Source organism: Methylobacterium sp. WL1 (assembly GCF_008000895.1).
In the GTDB taxonomy this organism is placed as follows: domain Bacteria; phylum Pseudomonadota; class Alphaproteobacteria; order Rhizobiales; family Beijerinckiaceae; genus Methylobacterium.
This window is the reverse complement of the sequence record NZ_CP042823.1, coordinates 2,682,695-2,698,644: the sequence shown is the minus strand read 5'-3', so window position 1 is coordinate 2,698,644 and position 15,950 is coordinate 2,682,695. Positions and strand designations below refer to the sequence as shown.

The window sequence follows — 15,950 nt, the reverse complement described above, 5'->3', positions numbered from 1 at the left end:
CCGCAAGCCTCGGCTCAGACTCGCGTGATCCCGGTGCGGTCGAGCTTGGCCAGGGCATCGGCGACGCGCTCGCCGCCAATCACGAGATCCGGGGCGATCTCGGCCAGTGGCACCAGCACGAAGGCACGCTCCCGCACATGACGGTGGGGCAGAACCAGCCGCGCGTCGTCCACCGTTGCTCCCTCGTACGCCAGCACGTCGACATCGATCACCCGGGGGCCCCAGCGCTCCTCGCGGATGCGCCCGAGCGCATGCTCGACGCCGAGGCAGGCATCGAGCAGCCCATGCGGATCGAGCGTCGTATCGACGGCCACCGCACCATTGAGAAACCAGGGCTGATCGGTCTTGCCCCAGGGCGGCGTCCGATAGTCGGCCGAGCGGGCGACCACGTCGATGCCGGGCGTCGCGGCAAGCCCCGCGACCGCACGGTCGAGCATCGCGGCCATGTCCCCGATGTTGCTGCCGATGCCGAGATACGCCCTCATGCGCGGGCTCCGCGGTGGCGCGTGATCTCGACGCTGACCCCATCCAGGATCGCGGGCACCGGCGCGCTCGGCTTGTCGATGCGGATCGTGATCGCTTCAACCATGGCGTGGCGTTCGAGGATCGTGGCCGCGATCGTCTCGGCGAGAGCCTCGATGAGGTTGAACCGGCGCTCCGTCGCGATCATGACGGCGATCTCGGTGAGGTCCGCGTAGCTGACCGTGTGGGCGACGTCGTCTGAGCGACCGGCCGGCGCAAGGTCGAGCCGCGCATCGATCGAAATATAGAAGCGCTGGCCGAGCACGGCTTCCTCGGGCAGCACGCCGTGGCGCCCGAACACCGCGATGCGGGCGACGCCGATCCGGTCCGTGCTCATCGGGCGTCCGGCCGCATGACGGCGTCGACAACCCGAACGGCATCGACATGGGCCGCGACGTCGTGGACCCGCACGATGTCGGCTCCGAGCGTGGCGGCGAGGGCATGGGCTGCGAGCGATCCGTAGAGCCGGTCCGCCGGCCGGGTTTCACGGTCGTGCAGTCGGCCGAGCAGCGATTTGCGGGAGACTCCAACCAGGACGGGAAAGCCCAGGGCCCGGATCTCGGGAAGGCGCCGCAGCACGTCCAGGTGCTGCGTCCAGGTCTTGCCGAAGCCGACGCCAGGATCGAGCACGATGTCGCGCTCCGGAATGCCGGCCCGCCGGGCGATGTCGAGCGAGCGCTCGAAGAAGGTCAGCAGGTCCGAGATGATATCCAGATCCGCGTCGATGGTCTCACGGTTGTGCATGATCACCACGGGGGCGCCGTGTGCGGCTGCCACGGAGGCGATGTCGGGCTCTCGCTGGAGGCCCCAGACGTCGTTGACGATGCGCGCGCCCGCTTCGAGCGCGAGACGCGCGGTAGACGCCTTGTAGGTATCGATCGAGATCGGGACAGTCAGGCCGGGTGCCACCGCCCGGATCACCGGCAGGACGCGGGCCTGCTCCTCCTCGGCCGGGACGGGAACGTGGCCCGGCCGGGTCGATTCACCGCCGATATCGAGGATCGCGGCGCCCTCGTCCACGAGGCGCTTCGCCTGGGCGACCGCCTCGGCCTCACCGGAGAACAGGCCGCCGTCGGAGAACGAATCGGGCGTGACGTTGAGGATGCCCATGACCAATGTGCGCGACCCGAGGCCGGGCAACAGGTCGGACAGGCCGGGGGAGGGGGGCACGGATCGGGTCCCGTTCTCAGGAGCGGTTCGGGACCCGGTGTGATCGAAACCACAGGCCAGCGCAACGCCGGCCGTCATGGTCCGGTCATCAGCCGCGATAGCAGCGGATCTCCGCCTCGGCCTGCGCGCGCCGGAGATCGGCGACCTTGTCGTCGAAGATCTTGGTCGCCTTGAACTCGTTCGCCCGGTTGCCGATGCCCTGGCGCATCGACAGGACCGTGCTCGCCTGCACGTACTTGTCGTAGGGCAGGATCGCGGCGAGCTGGTCGAGGGAACAGGAGCAGCGCTGCATGCTCTCGCGGGTCTGGCCGTTGGCTGCCATGCAGCCGAAGACGTAATCGACCCGCGCGTCGGTGGGATAGTCGTTCTCTTCAGCCGCCCAACCGGCGAGGCCGGACAGGCACAGGGCGAGGGCGGCGAGCGCGCCGCGTTCAGCCAGCTTTCGGATCATAGCTCAGCTTCTCCTCGAGCAATTCGCCACCCTCGGCGTTCTTCGACGACGCCTCGATGGAGACGATCTCGCCAGGAACCTCCGGGGCGATGATGAAGGTGTAGATCATCTTGTCCATGCCGCGCATGCGCTGTTCCATGGCATCCTTGGCGAAGGGCTGTATCTCGACCCGCCAGCCGTCGACCTCGCGGCCGCTCACCGAGACCTTGGTCGGCGTCACGGTCGCGGCCTCGCGCAGTCCCTTACGGATGGCGAGCTTCAGGTAGCGCGGGTTGGCCTCCAGCACCTTCGCCAGAGAGCGGAGGTGGTTCTCCAGGAACAGCGAGACCACCGGGTTGCCGCTCATGTCCTCAAAGGGACCGGCCGGCACGCGGTTCAGGCCGGAGAACATCATGACGCGGATGTCGCGTGCCTCCGGGCTCTTACCTGGCTCCAGCGTGAGCGTGAGCGTATCCGACAGGGGCGGCCCGAACGGTCCTTTGGCGATGCCCGACCGGCGCAGGTAATCGTACGTGATCGTCGAGCCGGGGGCCGCGTTCTTCATATGCGGCTGCTCGAACAGCAGATCGGCCGCACTGGGCGGGGCCGCCGCGTTGACCTGGGTGACCGCCGCGGGCTTGGGCGCATCTTCAGCAAACGCCGGCGCCGCGGCCAGCACCAGCGCGACGGCTGTCGTGGCAAGAAGCTTCACGAGTTGACGTCCTCCTTGAAAGGCGACCGGACGTTGCTGCCGATCGTCCGATACACATATTCCGGCGGCGTCTCAGCCGCTTCTTCGACGGCCAACGCCCGCACCTTGGCGTGGAGCGGCGAGAGCGAGCAGGCCGGATCGGTCGCCGCGGCATCCCCGGCGAGCGCCAGGGCCTGACAGCGGCAGCCGCCCCAATCCTTCTCCCGACGGTCGCAAGAGCGGCAGGGCTCCTTCATCCAGTCGGTCCCGCGATAGGCGGTGAAGGCTGGCGAATCCCGCCAGATCTCGCCCAGCGCGTGGTCGGTGACGTGCCAGAACTCGAGACCCGGGATCGTCTCGGCCGCGTGGCAGGGCAGGACTTTGCCCTGGGGCGTGACGTTCATCAGCTTGCGGCCCCAGCCGCCGGCACAGGCTTTCGGGTATTTCGCGTAGTAATCCGGCACGACGAGGTCGATGACGAGCTGACCCTTGAGCCGCTCACGTGCGGCCTCGACGATCCGGATTGAGGCATCGACCTGCGCCTTGTCGGGCATCAGGGCCGCGCGGTTGACGTAGGCCCAGCCGTAATACTGCGTGTGCGCCACTTCGAGGCGCTTGGCACCCATCTTCACGGCAAGGTCGATGAAGCCTTCGACCTCGTGGATGTTACCGCGATGGATCACCGAGTTCAGCGTCAGCGGCAGCCCCAGCTCGACCACCTTGGAGGCGAACTCGAATTTCTGCGGCTGCGCGTTCTTCAGGCCCCCGATCTTCTCCGCGTTCTGCGCATCGACGCCCTGCACCGAGAGCTGCACGTGGTCGAGCCCGACATCGTAGAGCGCCTGGAGCTTGCCCAGAGCACCGCCCACCCCGGAGGTGATCAGGTTCGAGTAGAGGCCGAGATCCGCGCAGGTCTTGGTGATCTCGACGATATCGTTGCGCGCCGTCGGCTCGCCCCCGGAGAGGTGGACATGGAGGACGCCGAGGCCGGACGCTTCCGTCAGGACGCGCTGCCACGTGGCCGTGTCGAGCTCGCCGGAGCGACGGTCGAGCTCCAGCGGGTTCGAACAATAGGGGCAGCGCAACGGACAGCGGTGGGTCAGCTCGGCGAGCAGGCCCACCGGCGCTGGAACGTCCGGCCGGTTCGGCGTCAGTGCGTTCATCGCTCCAGGACCCGTTTTTCCGCCAGCCCGTCCAGCATCACCAGGATATCGGCCTCGATGGCCCGCGGATCGGCCGCATAGGTCCGGCCAAGCTCGTCGGCGATCGCAGCGACGCTGCGGTTCCCATCCACGAGCTTGAGCACCGCCACGGCGTTGTCGTCGAGGTCGAAGGTCCGCTCGGGAGCGAGCAGGACGTATTTGCCGCGGGTCTCGTCGTGGCGCAGCCGCACGCCTCGCGGAAGGCGCGGCCGGTCGTCGGCCGCCATCTTGCGAACGCCGGACCCCGCCGTCGCGACGGGTGCTTCCGCAACGAGACCGGTTCCCGGCGTCCACGCATCCGGCGGGATCATGCCGGGGGCGACATAGGCGAAATAGAGGGCGTCGAGCTGGGTCCAAAGCACGTTGCACTTGAACGTCAGCGCGGCCATCGCCTGAAGCTGCAGGTCCGGCGTCGTCGCATGCGTCTTCACGTAATCGAGGGCGAAGTCTGCATCACGCGGTGCCTGGGTCAGGCGCTTGTCGAAATACGCCAGCGTGTCCTTGGTGATGAAGTCATAGTTCTTCAGCATCCCGGCGACGCGCTCCGAGATGATCGTCGGCGAGAACATCTCGGTGAGCGACGAGGCGATCGCCTCCAGCAGGCTCTTCTCGGCGACGAAGTGGACGTAGGCCTCGACGGAAAACTTCGTGGCCGACAGGATGCCACGGGTCGACAGCACGTAATCCCGGTCGAACCCGACACCCTCGGCGAGCTTCAGCCAGCGCTCGATGCCCCCGTCGCCCGGATGGTCACCGTCGTGATCGACGATGCGCTGGCGCCAAATCCGCCGCAGGGACGCGTCGGTCATCCGTGCGAGCACGGCGGCGTCCTTCACCGGGATCATCGCCTGATAATAGTAGCGGTTCAACGCCCAGGCCCGGACCTGATCCTTCGAGAGCTTGCCGTCGTGCAGGAGCCGGTGGAACGGATGCAGGATGTGGTACCGACGCGCGCCGATGTCGCGCAGAGCTGCCTCAAGCTCGTCCGGGGAGAGCAGCCGCTGGCTCTCGGCAGAGTCGGGTGTCGACGAAGGGGTCGGGAAGACTGCGTTCATGGCGTTACCGGAATCCGTTCTCGGGTCGCGTTTCCTGTACTCCGATCCCGCCCTCTGCGCGGGAACCATCCCGAGTGCCGGCAACGACCGTTCGGAATGATGCCCCGCCGGGGCGAATGTCCGGGCTCGATCCCGATATAGTGCCGGCTCGGCCTGTACCCAACCGGTGGGCGAGATTGCCTCAGAGGGCGAGGCTCAGACCGTCATGGGCCACGGTCCAGCCGGCCGCCTCGACATCGGCCCGCTCCGGCGAACCTTCGACCAGGACCGGATTGGTATTGTTGATGTGGACGAAGACGCGGCAGCCGAGCGAAACGCCGGCCAACGCATCGATCGAGCCATTGTCGCCCCGCATCGGCACGTGCCCCATCCGCCAGCCGGTCTTGGTGCCGACGCCGGCACGGATCATGTCGTCATCGTGCAGGACGGTACCGTCGAACAGCAGAGCGTCCACGCCGGCGATCCGGTCCCTGAGCGCGTCCGTGACCCGGGCGCATCCGGGGATGTAGGCGAGGCGACGCCCGCCCGCCTCGATCAGCGCGCCCACGGTGGTCTCGGTCTCTGCGCCGATCTCCATGGTCTCGTCCTCGAGCCAGAGCGGCACCTTCCCGGGAACCGGGAACAGCGTGACGGACAGGCCGGGCATCGGCTCGAACCGCTGGTCCATGGCGATCGGTTGGCGGGCGACGACGCCCTCGGCCATCACGTCGAACACGCGGTTGGCGTTGACGGAGTCCAGAATGCCGCGGGTGGCGTACAGCGTATAGGGCTGGCCCTCGCGCAGGGTGAGCAGACCCGCCACGTGGTCGACGTCTCCGTTCGTCAGGAGCACGGACCGGATCGGCGAGTGGCGCAGTCCCTCGCGGGGATGCATCTGGGAATTGTCGAAGAGTTGTTGCCGGATATCCGGCGAGGCGTTGATCAGGAGCCAATCGGACCCGTTCGCGGAGACCGCGATGCTCGATTGGGTCCGTGGGCGCACCCGGTCCGGCTCGGACCGTGCAAGGGTGCAATTGGGGCAGCGGCAGTTCCACTGCGGGAGGCCGCCACCGGCAGCGGAGCCGAGAATCACGACGCGCATGGTGCGGTTCCCGCGATCCCCAGCCCCTGAAAACTTAGTTGAAGGTGTCGATCTCAGCCGACTCGTAGCTCGTCACTTCCATGCCGACACAGATCTCGGACACAACAGGGGCAGCCCACTTCATGGTGTTTCTCCTTGGCGGTATCCTCACCAGGCGTCTCGGGTTCCTAAGAGTACCCTAAGACACTGATGGCGCTCTGGTTTTCCGGCGCGCCACCGATATCGGCGATTCAGCAGCGGTCTTCAAGCACTAAGTTGCCGGATACTCCCAAATTTTTTGTGAGACTCTACCTAAATGCCCGGCTCACCATCAAAACCGTTACCGGATTCGACTTAAGTATAGTGGCTCATTGGCGGAAATCGGGACCGCGTAGTTCCAGCATGAAGCCCTTGCCCCGAACGGTGACCAATCCTGGCCCCCCGTACCGAACGAAGTCCGCCATCTTGGAGCGTAGATAGCCGATATAGACGTCGACCACGTTAAGGGAGAGGCCGCCCTGGCTGGCCCAGAGCCGGTCGAAGATATCGGCGCGGGACACCGGCTTGCCGATGCTCTCCATCAGCATGGCGAGGAGATCGGCCTCCCGCGGGGTCAGGCGCGCGCTGGCCTCGCCGCAGCTCGCCTGACGGGTGTCGAGATCGAGCAGCAGCCGCCCGGCACTGATCCGCGAGCGCGGCGCCTCGGCCTGCTCGCGCCGCATCAGGTGCGTCCGCAGGCGCGCCACGAGCTCGTCGAACACGAACGGCTTGATGATGTAGTCGTCGGCGCCGAGCGCCAGGCCCTCGGCCCGGTCGCGGATCTCGTCGCGCGCCGACAGGAACAGGATCGCGCCCGGGAAACCACCCTCACGCAGGGACCGGCAGACATCGTGGCCGGAGCCGTCGGGCAGGTTGATGTCGAGCAGGACGGCGCCGGGCGCAGGATCATGCGCCGCCTTCAACGCCTCGTCGACGCAGGCGGCGGTACCGACCTCGAACCCTTCGGCCTCCAGGCCGCGGGCCAATAGCCCCCGGATGTCGATATCGTCCTCGACGATCAGGATCCGCGTCATGCGGCTGGCTCCCTCACCTGCATGGTACTGGCCGTATTCCCAGCCGTGCCGCTCTCCCATGCCGGATCGAGCGCCGGGATGTCCAGGCTGACCCGAGCGCCGCGTCCGTCGGGGCCGGCCCCGAGGCGGATCGAGCCGCCATGCTGCTCGACGATCCAGCGCGCGAGCGCCAGGCCGATGCCGAAGCCGGTCTCGTCGGGGCTCGCTCCGGCGCCGCGGCGGAAACGCTCGAACAGCTCGGCCTCCGACGCGCCGAAGCCGGGCCCGTCATCGGTCACGGTTATCAGGGCGCGGGCTCCGGGCTCGCCCGACAACGCGACCTCGACCCGGGCCAGCCCCTTAGCGTGACGCAGGGCGTTGTCCACGAGACTCTCCACCGTCTGGCGCATCCACTCGCGGTCGGCCAGGCACTCGACGTCCTGGGTGCCGGGATCGAGGCTGAGGCCGACGCGACGTCGGGCCGCCTCCGAGGCCATGTTGTCGACGGCCTCGGCCAGCACCGAGGCGAGCCCGAGCGGACGCTTGTCGAACTCGATCTCCCCGGATTCCGACCGCGCAACGCGCAGCAGATCCTCGACCCGAAGCTTCAACCGCTGCGCCCGCTTCCGGATCGTCGCGAAGACCGGCGCCGGATCCGCACCCCGGGACGCACCACGCAGCGCCAGATCGCATTCGCCGAGGATGACTGTGAGCGGCGTGCGCAACTCGTGGCTGACATCGGCGAAAAAGCGCCGGCGGGAGCGATCCACGGCCTCCAGGCGGGCGTTGGCGGCCCGCAGGTCCGCGGTGCGGGTCGCCACGGTGTCCTCCAGGGCAGCACGGTCGGCCACCACCCGGGATTCGCGCCGGGCGAGGCGTGCGGCCATGCGGTTGACATTGGTCATCAGCAGCCCGAGTTCGTCGCGGGTCGCCACCGATAGGCGCGTATCGAGGGCACCGTGGCCGATGGCGCTCGCCGCCCGACGGACCTCCTCGATCCGCGCCAAGGTCGGGCGGGTGACTCCGCGATAGAGAACCGCCAGGAGCACGAGGGCCGCCGCAACCGCCGAGGCTGCGGCCACGCGCAGACGCGCCGACAGGGCGCGGGCCTGTTCGGACCCGAGCGCCATGCTGCGCCGCTCCGCCTCGATCAGGAACGACAGCGGCTGGCCGGTCATCGCCCCGAAGCCGTTGAGCGCACCCTTGATCGCGTCCTGACGCTTCTCGGGTTCGGTCTGCCGGTTGATCCGCGCGACCTGACGGTCGAGCACGACCCGGGCGGCGCGCAGCTGCGCCATCGGTCGCGTCCGGGCGGCGTATTGCATGCGGTCGGCCGGGTCGTCGCTCGGCGGGAAACTCTGGGCCAGCGCCTCGTCGACCGTAGTGAGCGCCCGGTCGGCATTGTCGCGGGCGATCGCCATGGCCTCGGGCTGCCCGTCGGGATTGCCGACCGTCTCCACCGCCGCGAGGCCGAACTGAGTGAGGCGGCCGGACAACTCGGCCAGCAGCTCGAGACGGCGCTGCGCTTCGAGGGTGCGGTCAACCGTCCTTTCGGCCGCCGCGATCGAGGCCAACGCCGCGAGGGCCGCCAGCATCACCACGATCGCGGTGCCACCGAGCAGCAGCGCGAAACGGAGTTTCAGCGAGCGCATCGGTGCCGCCCGGCCGGGGCTCGTCGCCGGCAACCGGCCGCCCGGAGACCCGGCGCCGGGAGGCGGTCTCGGGACGCGCTCACAGGTTTTTCGGCAGGCTGCCGCGCGCGGCGCAGCGCCAGCGCTCGACATGCCAGTCCGGATGGGCGGCCTGCCAGGTCGCCAGCGCGCTCTGCGAATGGCGCAGGCAGATGAACGGGTTCGAGCCCTCGTAGGACATTTCGATCCTGTCCTCGCGGCAGGTCGAGGGCTGGGCGACGAGACAGATCGACAGAAGCAGGAGCATGGGCGTCTCCCCAATGTGCCGGCCTCGTACGGGCCCGCTTGGACAGAGCATATGCCACGTGCGGCCGCTCTGCCCAGGGTGACGTCAGGACGCGACCCAGATCTCGCCCTTGGCGAGGGTCGCGAGGTCGCCGGAATAGCGCCGCAGCGGCCGATCGAGCAGCGCGGCATGCTCCGCGCTGAGGCCCCGGAGCGATTTTCCAAGCAGCTTCAGGAAGACGAGATCGTGCATCCCGGTCTCAACGAAGGTCGGCGACAACCGGCCGTGCGAACCGATCAGCAGGGTTCCACGGCGCATGCCGTAGCCCGGATGGTCCCCGACGGTCAGGGCGGCCAACGTCCCCGCGATCATCCGGGAGCCGGCATAGGCACCCGCCCGGCCAGCCAGAAGAATCCCGCGCCGCATCCGGTCGCCGAGATGCGCGCCTGCCGTTCCGCGGATGATCAGCGTCGCACCATCGAGGCCGGCCTTGGCCGCGTACACGGCACCGCCCGCATAATCGCCGGCATCGCCGTCGATCGTGATGGCGCCACCGGTGGCGCCGGAGCCCGCATAGGGTCCGGCATCGCCGGTCACGGTCAGGCTGCCGCCGGCCATGCCCTCACCGAGGCGCTGGCCGACATTGCCGGTCACGCGGATCGCTCCCTCGGACAGGGCAGCGCCGACCCGGTCGAGGCGCTCGTGGCCGCCCTCGATGGTCAGGGTGTCGGAGCCGTCCAGCGAGACGGAGAAGCAGTCGCCGAGACGCACGCCGGTGCGGGATGTCCCGATCTCCAGGCGTTCGGCGTCGGCCTGGGAAAACCGGCTCAGGGCCAGCGGATTGATGTTCAGGAAGTCGAGCCGCTCGGGCGGGGCCGCGCGCAGGGTGAGGGTGCTCAAGGCTCAGCCCTCCGTCTTGGTGTCGTCGCGCGCGAGCAAGTCGCGCAGATGGTAATGGTGACGGCCGAGATTGCCGCCGTAATTGCCCGCCGTCACGGCGATCAGCCCGTGCTTTCCGCCGATCTCGGTGGCGGCATGGAGGCCGGCGCGCATCGAGTCGGACACGCCCTGCGAGGTCAGGGCATCGATCACGATCTCCAGCACGACGCCGCAATCGGCCGGCAACGCCGAGCCGGCACGGCCCTTTAGGGTCGGGCAATAGGCATCGTTGGTCGAGGCCATCATGCCCTTGGTGCGGCCGCCGACCTTCGAGCCCGAACGGACTATGCCGCCCGGGAACGGCAGGATCGCACCTTGTACCGCCTTGGCCGCCTCGACGGCCGCCTCGGCGACGATCAGGGTTTCGGAATGGGTCCGGCCAAGGAACAGCAGGTTACCGCCGCCCACGGCGCCATCAACGGACCGGACCGAATCCTCGCAGAGGAACTCCCCGTCCATCACGGGGATGCGCCAGTAGCGCCGAAGCTTGCCGCTGGCGTCCGGCAGCCGCTTGGCGATGGCGAAGCCGTCACCGAAATACCGGATCGCGCCGCCGAGCTTGATCTTCGTCGGTCCGTCCACGCCGGCATAGCAGGCCGTGCCCGGGCAGGTGAGGATGCACTGACCCACGCGCTTGATCAGCTGGTCCTTAAGGCCGTTCGGCTCGAAGCCGAACAGCAGGATGCGCACGCCGTGCCGCCCGTCCGGGGTCTCGTCCGGCGACAGCACGGCATCGATGCCGGCCTCGGCGCCGCAGCCGATCACCGACGTGGCGAAGCCTGTCATGGTGGTCGCGGCGATCATCGCCCATTTGGCGGTGTCGTTGGTGACGATGATGGCGGTCCCGGCCACATCGAACGCCTCCGCGAAGGTGTCGATGATCGGGATGCCGTTGAGGCTGAGGTCAGACATGGTTGTTTCCGCCACTCGCCCCGCTGATCACGCCCGGCATGGCACCGCCTCGAAGGTGTCCGTATCTGCGTCGAACGCCGCGTCCGGGACAGCGAAGCTGTCGAGCCCCTCGCCGAACCGGTCCGTCAGGTAGGCGTCGGCGCGCTTGGCCATCGCCGGATCCGACTCGACCGAGAGCGAGAGCGTCCGGCCGGCGCGCCATTCCACCACCTCGCCATCCTCGACGATCGGCACGCCGTCCTTGAGGACCAGCTTTGCGGCCGTGAACATCGCCGTGCGGTCGGATGTGTCGCGGTAGACCGCCACGTCGGCACAGGCCCCGGGCCGCAGGTGGCCACGGTCGGCGAGTCCCAGCAGCTTGGCCGGGCCGGATCGCGTCAGCTGAGCGATTTCCGAGAGGGTGTATTCCCGCTCGAGACTCGGCAGGCTGGACCGCTCCGCGACGATACCCGGCAGCGTCGCGATCTCGCGATCGCGCTCAGCTTTGTCCATCAGCCAGTGGATGATGCGCGGGTATTGCGTGAACGGGCCGCCGTTCGGGTGGTCGGTGGTGAGGATCGTGCGCTCCGGATCCGTGGAGAGCAACATGATCTCCAGACCGATCGCCCATTGCAGCGAGCTGGTCGGGCCGCGCGGCCGGTACAGGAACGGCACCACGCCGCCGCCTTCGGCATCGCCGGCGTTCAACACCCACTTCTTCGGCTTGGCACCCTTACGGCCGGCGAACTGCCGCAAGATGTCGAGCGAGACCGTTACGGTCTGTCCGAACACCACCTGCCCGATATCCAGGGTCGCGTTCGGGTTGTCGGCGATGGCCTGGGCGATGCGCTCGGCCGCGGAACGGAAGCCGCCACCCTCGGTGGCGCCATAGGCATAGAACTGCGCATGGGCGAAGTGGATGCGTCGGCCTTCCGCGGCCTCCAGGGTCTCGATGAACGAATCGTCCGCGCCGGGCAGGCCGAGATTGTTGCAGTGGACGTGCAGCGGGTGCGGGACGCCGATCTCTTCGACCGCGTCGAGCAGCGACCCCATGATCTGCCGAGTCGAGAGACCGTAGACCGGAATCTCGTCATCGAGAGACAGGCGCAGCGCGCCGTCCTTGAAGGCGGATGCGCCGCCGGCGTTGATGCACTTGACGCCAAGGCCGCGCGAGGTGGCGACCGAGAGCGCCACGAGATCGCGGACGGCATTCCCGCCCTGCCGTTCGCGCAACAGCTGCAGAAGCTGGTCGTCGTTGCCCATCACGGTGAGCGCGCCGCGATCCAGCAACGGGATGTCGGCCAGTTCGAGCTGGGTCGCCAAGGCGTGTGTCGGCGGCATCGCCGGCTCGACCGCGGTGGTGTAGCCCATCCGCGCGTAGGTCGAGCCGATCCAGCCCGCAGCTCCGCCGGCATGCGCGAAAGGATGCCCCTCGGGCGAGGCCTCGCTGACATAGAGGTCGGGCAGGAGCAGGCGCGAGGTGATCACGTTGCCGCCGGCAATGTGCGAGTGCACCTCGACGCCCCCCGCCATCACGACGCAGCCGGACGCATCGATCACCCGATCGGGCGCCCGGCCGGCGGGCTCGACGATGCGGCCATCCTCGATCCAGACGTCGCCGACGGCATCGCGGGACGCGGTCGGATCGACGACGCGCCCGCCCCGGATCACGCTCAGCATGCGGGCTCACTCCTCGACACGGCGCCAGCTTCGACCAGGCGCTCTGTCAGGGCACCCAGTACCGACGCGGCGGACGGCAGGTCCGTCGGGGCCGAAGCCGGCCAATAGGTCAGCGCGGCGCGCTGCTCGTTCCACAAGACGCCGCCCAGGTCGCGTCCCGGACGGCCGACCGCAATCACCACGTCGGCGAGAGAGGCTTCCGCCTCGGCGACCAGCGCCACGGACGGCACGGCAGCCAGCCAATTCGGCCGGTCCACCGGCAGCGCGGCGAGCCAGACGACGGCATCGACCTCGCCAGCGGCGACCTGCCGGGCGACATCGAAGCGCCACGGATCATGTTCGGGGACGCGGCGGCCGAACCCGCTGCGCGGCGCCTGCCCGGTCAACCAGGCGGCCACCGGCACGACGGCGCGGTCCTGATCCGGTCCAGCCACCGAGAGCGTGAAGCAACGCGTGGTCTCGTTCAGCTCCATGGCGAAGCCCTGGAGCATCTCCACGCCCAGTTCACCGAGCTCCGCGGGATCGTACAGCAGGACGCCGTACTGTGCGGCGGCGATCCGCGCGACGAGCTTGGCCTGCGGCGTGTCGCCTGCGAGATGGCCTTTGGCGTAAGCGCGCAGTTCCGCGACGGCCTCCGCCAGCCCGCCCGTAGCCGGGCAGGACAGCGCCGCCTGTGAGCCCTCCGGACCGGCTCCGAGCGCCAGGAGCGCCCGGTCCGAACCGGCAGCCCGCCCACGCGTGGGCTTCGATTCCGCCAAGCGTTTGATGAGTGGCGTATGCCAAGTGGCTGCGCCGACCACGAGCACGGCATCGGCCCGGCCGACCGCCTCGGCCGGCGTCGAGGTCATGGCGCCCACCCGGCTCAGCGAGCCTAGCTCGGCATACGTGCCGACCGCGCCGGCGGTATCGATGGAGGCGCCGATGCGCCCCGCGAGATCATAGGCCGCGCGGATCGCGGCGACGTCGGCACTCAGGCCGGCGATTACCGGCGCGCGCGCCTTGGCGAGCAAGGATACGGCCGCCTCGATGGCGGTGCCCGCGTCCGTCGCGCCACCCTTCACCCAGGCTGCCATGCTCCCTCACGCGACGTTCTTGTTTGGCTTCGGAGCGGGCGACGGCCGTAAGACCGGACGAAGCAGGTTCACTCCCGAAGGAGAATCCCGCCGGATCGGAATGGCTCGACCGCCCGACAGGTCCGGGCGGGCGGCAACTCGGCGCGCCGTCGCTGCCCTAGGTTTGCATTCATCCGCACGCCTCGGCAAGGGGGGTTCGCATTCTGGTTCGGCCGATCGGCCGCAAGATCCCGTTGCTTCGGCCGCCCGCCGCATGGGAAAAGCGCGCCGGTTCGGCGTGTGGATTTCGAAGACATGGGCGTGGGCGAGGTCCCCCAGCGGAACGAGGCGGCCGCTTCGAGCAGCATCATCCGAGTCGAGGCGCCCGCGCGGCTGCATTTCGGATTCCTGGACCTGCACGGCGGCCTGGGCCGCCGCTTCGGCAGCATCGGGCTGGCCATCGACACGCCCTCCCTGGCGCTCACCGCCCGCCGGTCCGCACTCCTGTCCGCCACGGGCGAAGAGGTCGAGCGCGTCCAGGGCTACGCCCGTGCGGCGGCGAGCCATCTCGGCGGGTCCGACGCGGTGGCGATCGCGGTCGAGCGGACGATCCCGGCGCACGCTGGATTCGGATCGGGCACGCAGCTCGCGCTGGCCGTGGCGGCCGCGATGGCGCGACTGAGCGGGGCTTCCTTCTCGGCGGCCGCGTTCTCCTCCAGCCTCGATCGCGGCAATCGGTCGGGGGTCGGGCTCAGTGCGTTTACCGAGGGCGGCTTGATCGTCGATGGCGGCCGCGGCCCCGACGGCGCAGCACCGCCGGTCACCGCGCGCCTCTCCTATCCCGAAGCCTGGCGGATCGTGCTCATCCTCGATCGGAGCATGGCCGGCGTGCACGGGACGCGGGAGGTAGAGGCGTTTCGCGACCTCCCGCGCTTCCCCGAGGCACAGGCGGCCGAGATCTGCCGGATCGTGCTGATGCAGGTCCTGCCGGCGGTCGTGCTCGCCGAGCCGCACGGCTTCGGCGCGGGAATCACCCGGATCCAGGATCTCATCGGCGATCATTTCGCCCCGCACCAGGGCGGCCGCTACGCCAGCGCCGCCGTCGCACAGGCCCTCGACCAAGCCGCCGCGCAGGGCGTGCCCGGCTACGGCCAATCGTCCTGGGGACCGACCGGATTCGCGCTGATGCCGTCTGAGGCCGACGCCCGGTCCTTGGTGGCAAGTCTCGACCGCGGCGGGCCGCTTCGCTTCCTGATTGCCCGCGGCCGCAACAGCGGCGCATCGATAACCACGGGGGACTGAACCAGCGGGTCCGGACTTGACCGCGGCACCCGCAGCGGGTTTGGACGGTCTGCAGGCGCAGGTTGATGCGCGCCAAACGGGATAGAACGTCATGGCCCGCTCGATCCTCCACATGCTGACGCCGCTCCGGCACATGAGCCCGTTCGACGTGAACATGGCCGTCGACGCCGGCTTCGAGACGGTGGTGACCTACACCGAGGTCAGCCTCGCCGACGTCGTGTCGCTGACCCAGGATTCGATCTTCTCGCGCTCTCCGGCGGACGGCACGCGGACCGGCATCTTCATCGGCGGCAAGAACGCCGAGGACGCCCTCGACATGGTCGACCGCGCCAAGAAGGCGTTCGTGCCGCCGTTCGTGAACCACGTCTTCGCCGATCCCGCCGGCTCGTTCACCACCGGCGCCGCCATGGTGGCGCAGGTCTCCCGGGCCCTCCGGCAGAAATTCGGCACCGATCTGACCGGCAAGCGCATCGTGATCTTCGGCGGCGCCGGCGTGGTCGCCTACGTGGCCGCGGTGATCGGCGCGCTTCAGGGCGCGCAGACCGTCCTGGTCGGCCATGACGGCGAGGAGCGGGTCTCCAAGATCGCCTTCACGATGAAGTGGCGCTTCGGCATCGAGGTCGGCGCCGTCGACGGGACGACACCAGAGGACCGCCGCGTCGCCATCCGGGACGCCGACGTGATCCTGTCGGCCGGGCCGGCCGGCATCCCGATCCTCTCGGCCGAGGATCTCAAATCCGCTCCGAAGCTTCTCGTCGCGTCCGACGTGAACGCGGTGCCGCCCGCCGGGATCGCCGGAATCGACGTCAACGCCGTCGACGTGCCGCTGCCGACCGGCAAGGGCGTAGGCATCGGCGCCCTCGCGGTGGGCAATGTGAAGTACCAGACCCAGCGCCGCCTGTTCGATCGGATGCTCGCCTCCGATACGCCGCTCTGCCTCGACTTCCGCGACGCCTACACGCTGGCCGTCGAGATCGCGGGCTGAGC

The 15,950-nt window shown here is 69.0% G+C and carries 18 protein-coding genes; 2 read left to right on the top strand and 16 right to left on the bottom strand.

Going from position 1 to position 15,950, the window contains the following annotated elements; all coding sequences use genetic code 11:
- Positions 1 to 14: 14 nt before the first annotated feature.
- From folK to FVA80_RS13025, 16 genes are all read right to left on the bottom strand, one after another.
- Positions 15 to 485 carry a 2-amino-4-hydroxy-6-hydroxymethyldihydropteridine diphosphokinase gene (gene folK / locus FVA80_RS13100; RefSeq protein ID WP_147906600.1) on the bottom strand — a complete coding sequence of 157 codons (471 nt, stop codon included), beginning with the start codon at positions 483 to 485 and terminating at the stop codon, positions 15 to 17.
- Positions 482 to 859 carry a dihydroneopterin aldolase gene (gene folB / locus FVA80_RS13095; protein ID WP_147906601.1) on the bottom strand — a complete coding sequence of 126 codons (378 nt, stop codon included), beginning with the start codon at positions 857 to 859 and terminating at the stop codon, positions 482 to 484. The genes folK and folB overlap by 4 nt, the downstream gene beginning before the upstream one ends.
- Positions 856 to 1,692 (bottom strand): dihydropteroate synthase, encoded by an 837-nt coding sequence (gene folP, locus FVA80_RS13090; RefSeq protein ID WP_147906602.1) that lies wholly within the window; start codon positions 1,690 to 1,692, stop codon positions 856 to 858. The genes folB and folP overlap by 4 nt, the downstream gene beginning before the upstream one ends.
- Positions 1,693 to 1,780: 88 nt before the next feature.
- The gene (locus tag FVA80_RS13085; RefSeq protein ID WP_147906603.1) at positions 1,781 to 2,143 is read right to left on the bottom strand and encodes a hypothetical protein; all 363 of its coding nucleotides are present in this window, start codon (positions 2,141 to 2,143) and stop codon (positions 1,781 to 1,783) included.
- Positions 2,124 to 2,834, bottom strand: a complete 711-nt coding sequence (locus FVA80_RS13080; protein ID WP_147906604.1) for a hypothetical protein — start codon at positions 2,832 to 2,834, stop codon at positions 2,124 to 2,126. Before FVA80_RS13080 ends, FVA80_RS13085 begins: the two co-directional genes overlap by 20 nt.
- Entirely contained in the window at positions 2,831 to 3,976 is a 1,146-nt protein-coding gene (pqqE, locus tag FVA80_RS13075) for a pyrroloquinoline quinone biosynthesis protein PqqE (RefSeq protein WP_147906605.1), read from the bottom strand. The genes FVA80_RS13080 and pqqE overlap by 4 nt, the downstream gene beginning before the upstream one ends.
- On the bottom strand, positions 3,973 to 5,070 hold the full coding sequence (gene pqqC / locus FVA80_RS13070; RefSeq protein WP_147906606.1) for a pyrroloquinoline-quinone synthase PqqC: 1,098 nt from the start codon (positions 5,068 to 5,070) through the stop codon (positions 3,973 to 3,975). The genes pqqE and pqqC overlap by 4 nt, the downstream gene beginning before the upstream one ends.
- A gap of 181 nt (positions 5,071 to 5,251) precedes the next feature.
- On the bottom strand, positions 5,252 to 6,151 hold the full coding sequence (pqqB, locus tag FVA80_RS13065) for a pyrroloquinoline quinone biosynthesis protein PqqB (RefSeq protein ID WP_147906607.1): 900 nt from the start codon (positions 6,149 to 6,151) through the stop codon (positions 5,252 to 5,254).
- 34 nt (positions 6,152 to 6,185) lie between these two features.
- Entirely contained in the window at positions 6,186 to 6,275 is a 90-nt protein-coding gene (pqqA, locus tag FVA80_RS13060; protein WP_007564431.1) for a pyrroloquinoline quinone precursor peptide PqqA, read from the bottom strand.
- 223 nt (positions 6,276 to 6,498) lie between these two features.
- A complete protein-coding gene (locus FVA80_RS13055; RefSeq protein ID WP_147906608.1) occupies positions 6,499 to 7,203 on the bottom strand; it encodes a response regulator transcription factor in 705 nt (234 codons plus the stop codon).
- The gene (locus tag FVA80_RS13050) at positions 7,200 to 8,834 is read right to left on the bottom strand and encodes an ATP-binding protein (protein WP_147906609.1); all 1,635 of its coding nucleotides are present in this window, start codon (positions 8,832 to 8,834) and stop codon (positions 7,200 to 7,202) included. Before FVA80_RS13050 ends, FVA80_RS13055 begins: the two co-directional genes overlap by 4 nt.
- A gap of 79 nt (positions 8,835 to 8,913) precedes the next feature.
- Complete coding sequence (locus FVA80_RS13045; protein WP_007564437.1) at positions 8,914 to 9,120, bottom strand: hypothetical protein; 207 nt, start codon at positions 9,118 to 9,120, stop codon at positions 8,914 to 8,916.
- Between the two features lie 84 nt (positions 9,121 to 9,204).
- A complete protein-coding gene (locus FVA80_RS13040; RefSeq protein ID WP_147906610.1) occupies positions 9,205 to 9,999 on the bottom strand; it encodes a formylmethanofuran dehydrogenase subunit C in 795 nt (264 codons plus the stop codon).
- Between the two features lie 3 nt (positions 10,000 to 10,002).
- A complete protein-coding gene (gene fhcD / locus FVA80_RS13035; RefSeq protein ID WP_147906611.1) occupies positions 10,003 to 10,950 on the bottom strand; it encodes a formylmethanofuran--tetrahydromethanopterin N-formyltransferase in 948 nt (315 codons plus the stop codon).
- A 27-nt stretch (positions 10,951 to 10,977) separates the two neighbouring features.
- On the bottom strand, positions 10,978 to 12,609 hold the full coding sequence (locus tag FVA80_RS13030; protein ID WP_147906612.1) for a formylmethanofuran dehydrogenase subunit A: 1,632 nt from the start codon (positions 12,607 to 12,609) through the stop codon (positions 10,978 to 10,980).
- Positions 12,603 to 13,682, bottom strand: coding sequence for a formyltransferase (locus FVA80_RS13025; RefSeq protein WP_147906613.1), 1,080 nt, complete (start codon positions 13,680 to 13,682; stop codon positions 12,603 to 12,605). Before FVA80_RS13025 ends, FVA80_RS13030 begins: the two co-directional genes overlap by 7 nt.
- Before the next feature lie 294 nt (positions 13,683 to 13,976).
- Between FVA80_RS13025 and FVA80_RS13020 the strand changes: the two genes are divergently transcribed.
- Together FVA80_RS13020 and FVA80_RS13015 are read left to right on the top strand one after the other, a co-directional pair.
- A complete protein-coding gene (locus tag FVA80_RS13020; protein ID WP_187193720.1) occupies positions 13,977 to 14,963 on the top strand; it encodes a beta-ribofuranosylaminobenzene 5'-phosphate synthase family protein in 987 nt (328 codons plus the stop codon).
- 91 nt (positions 14,964 to 15,054) lie between these two features.
- The gene (locus FVA80_RS13015; RefSeq protein ID WP_147906614.1) at positions 15,055 to 15,948 is read left to right on the top strand and encodes an NAD(P)-dependent methylenetetrahydromethanopterin dehydrogenase; all 894 of its coding nucleotides are present in this window, start codon (positions 15,055 to 15,057) and stop codon (positions 15,946 to 15,948) included.
- The last annotated feature ends 2 nt before the right edge of the window (positions 15,949 to 15,950 follow it).

Bases quoted from the DNA above. Each gene is read 5' to 3' on its own strand.
- folK (WP_147906600.1), bottom strand. From the start codon at position 485: ATGAGGGCGTATCTCGGCATCGGCAGCAACATCGGGGACATGGCCGCG.
- folB (WP_147906601.1), bottom strand. From the start codon at position 859: ATGAGCACGGACCGGATCGGCGTCGCCCGCATCGCGGTGTTCGGGCGC.
- FVA80_RS13085 (WP_147906603.1), bottom strand. From the start codon at position 2,143: ATGATCCGAAAGCTGGCTGAACGCGGCGCGCTCGCCGCCCTCGCCCTG.
- pqqE (WP_147906605.1), bottom strand. From the start codon at position 3,976: ATGAACGCACTGACGCCGAACCGGCCGGACGTTCCAGCGCCGGTGGGC.
- pqqC (WP_147906606.1), bottom strand. From the start codon at position 5,070: ATGAACGCAGTCTTCCCGACCCCTTCGTCGACACCCGACTCTGCCGAG.
- pqqB (WP_147906607.1), bottom strand. From the start codon at position 6,151: ATGCGCGTCGTGATTCTCGGCTCCGCTGCCGGTGGCGGCCTCCCGCAG.
- pqqA (WP_007564431.1), bottom strand. From the start codon at position 6,275: ATGAAGTGGGCTGCCCCTGTTGTGTCCGAGATCTGTGTCGGCATGGAA.
- FVA80_RS13055 (WP_147906608.1), bottom strand. From the start codon at position 7,203: ATGACGCGGATCCTGATCGTCGAGGACGATATCGACATCCGGGGGCTA.
- FVA80_RS13050 (WP_147906609.1), bottom strand. From the start codon at position 8,834: ATGCGCTCGCTGAAACTCCGTTTCGCGCTGCTGCTCGGTGGCACCGCG.
- FVA80_RS13045 (WP_007564437.1), bottom strand. From the start codon at position 9,120: ATGCTCCTGCTTCTGTCGATCTGTCTCGTCGCCCAGCCCTCGACCTGC.
- fhcD (WP_147906611.1), bottom strand. From the start codon at position 10,950: ATGTCTGACCTCAGCCTCAACGGCATCCCGATCATCGACACCTTCGCG.
- FVA80_RS13030 (WP_147906612.1), bottom strand. From the start codon at position 12,609: ATGCTGAGCGTGATCCGGGGCGGGCGCGTCGTCGATCCGACCGCGTCC.
- FVA80_RS13025 (WP_147906613.1), bottom strand. From the start codon at position 13,682: ATGGCAGCCTGGGTGAAGGGTGGCGCGACGGACGCGGGCACCGCCATC.
- FVA80_RS13020 (WP_187193720.1), top strand. From the start codon at position 13,977: ATGGGCGTGGGCGAGGTCCCCCAGCGGAACGAGGCGGCCGCTTCGAGC.
- FVA80_RS13015 (WP_147906614.1), top strand. From the start codon at position 15,055: ATGGCCCGCTCGATCCTCCACATGCTGACGCCGCTCCGGCACATGAGC.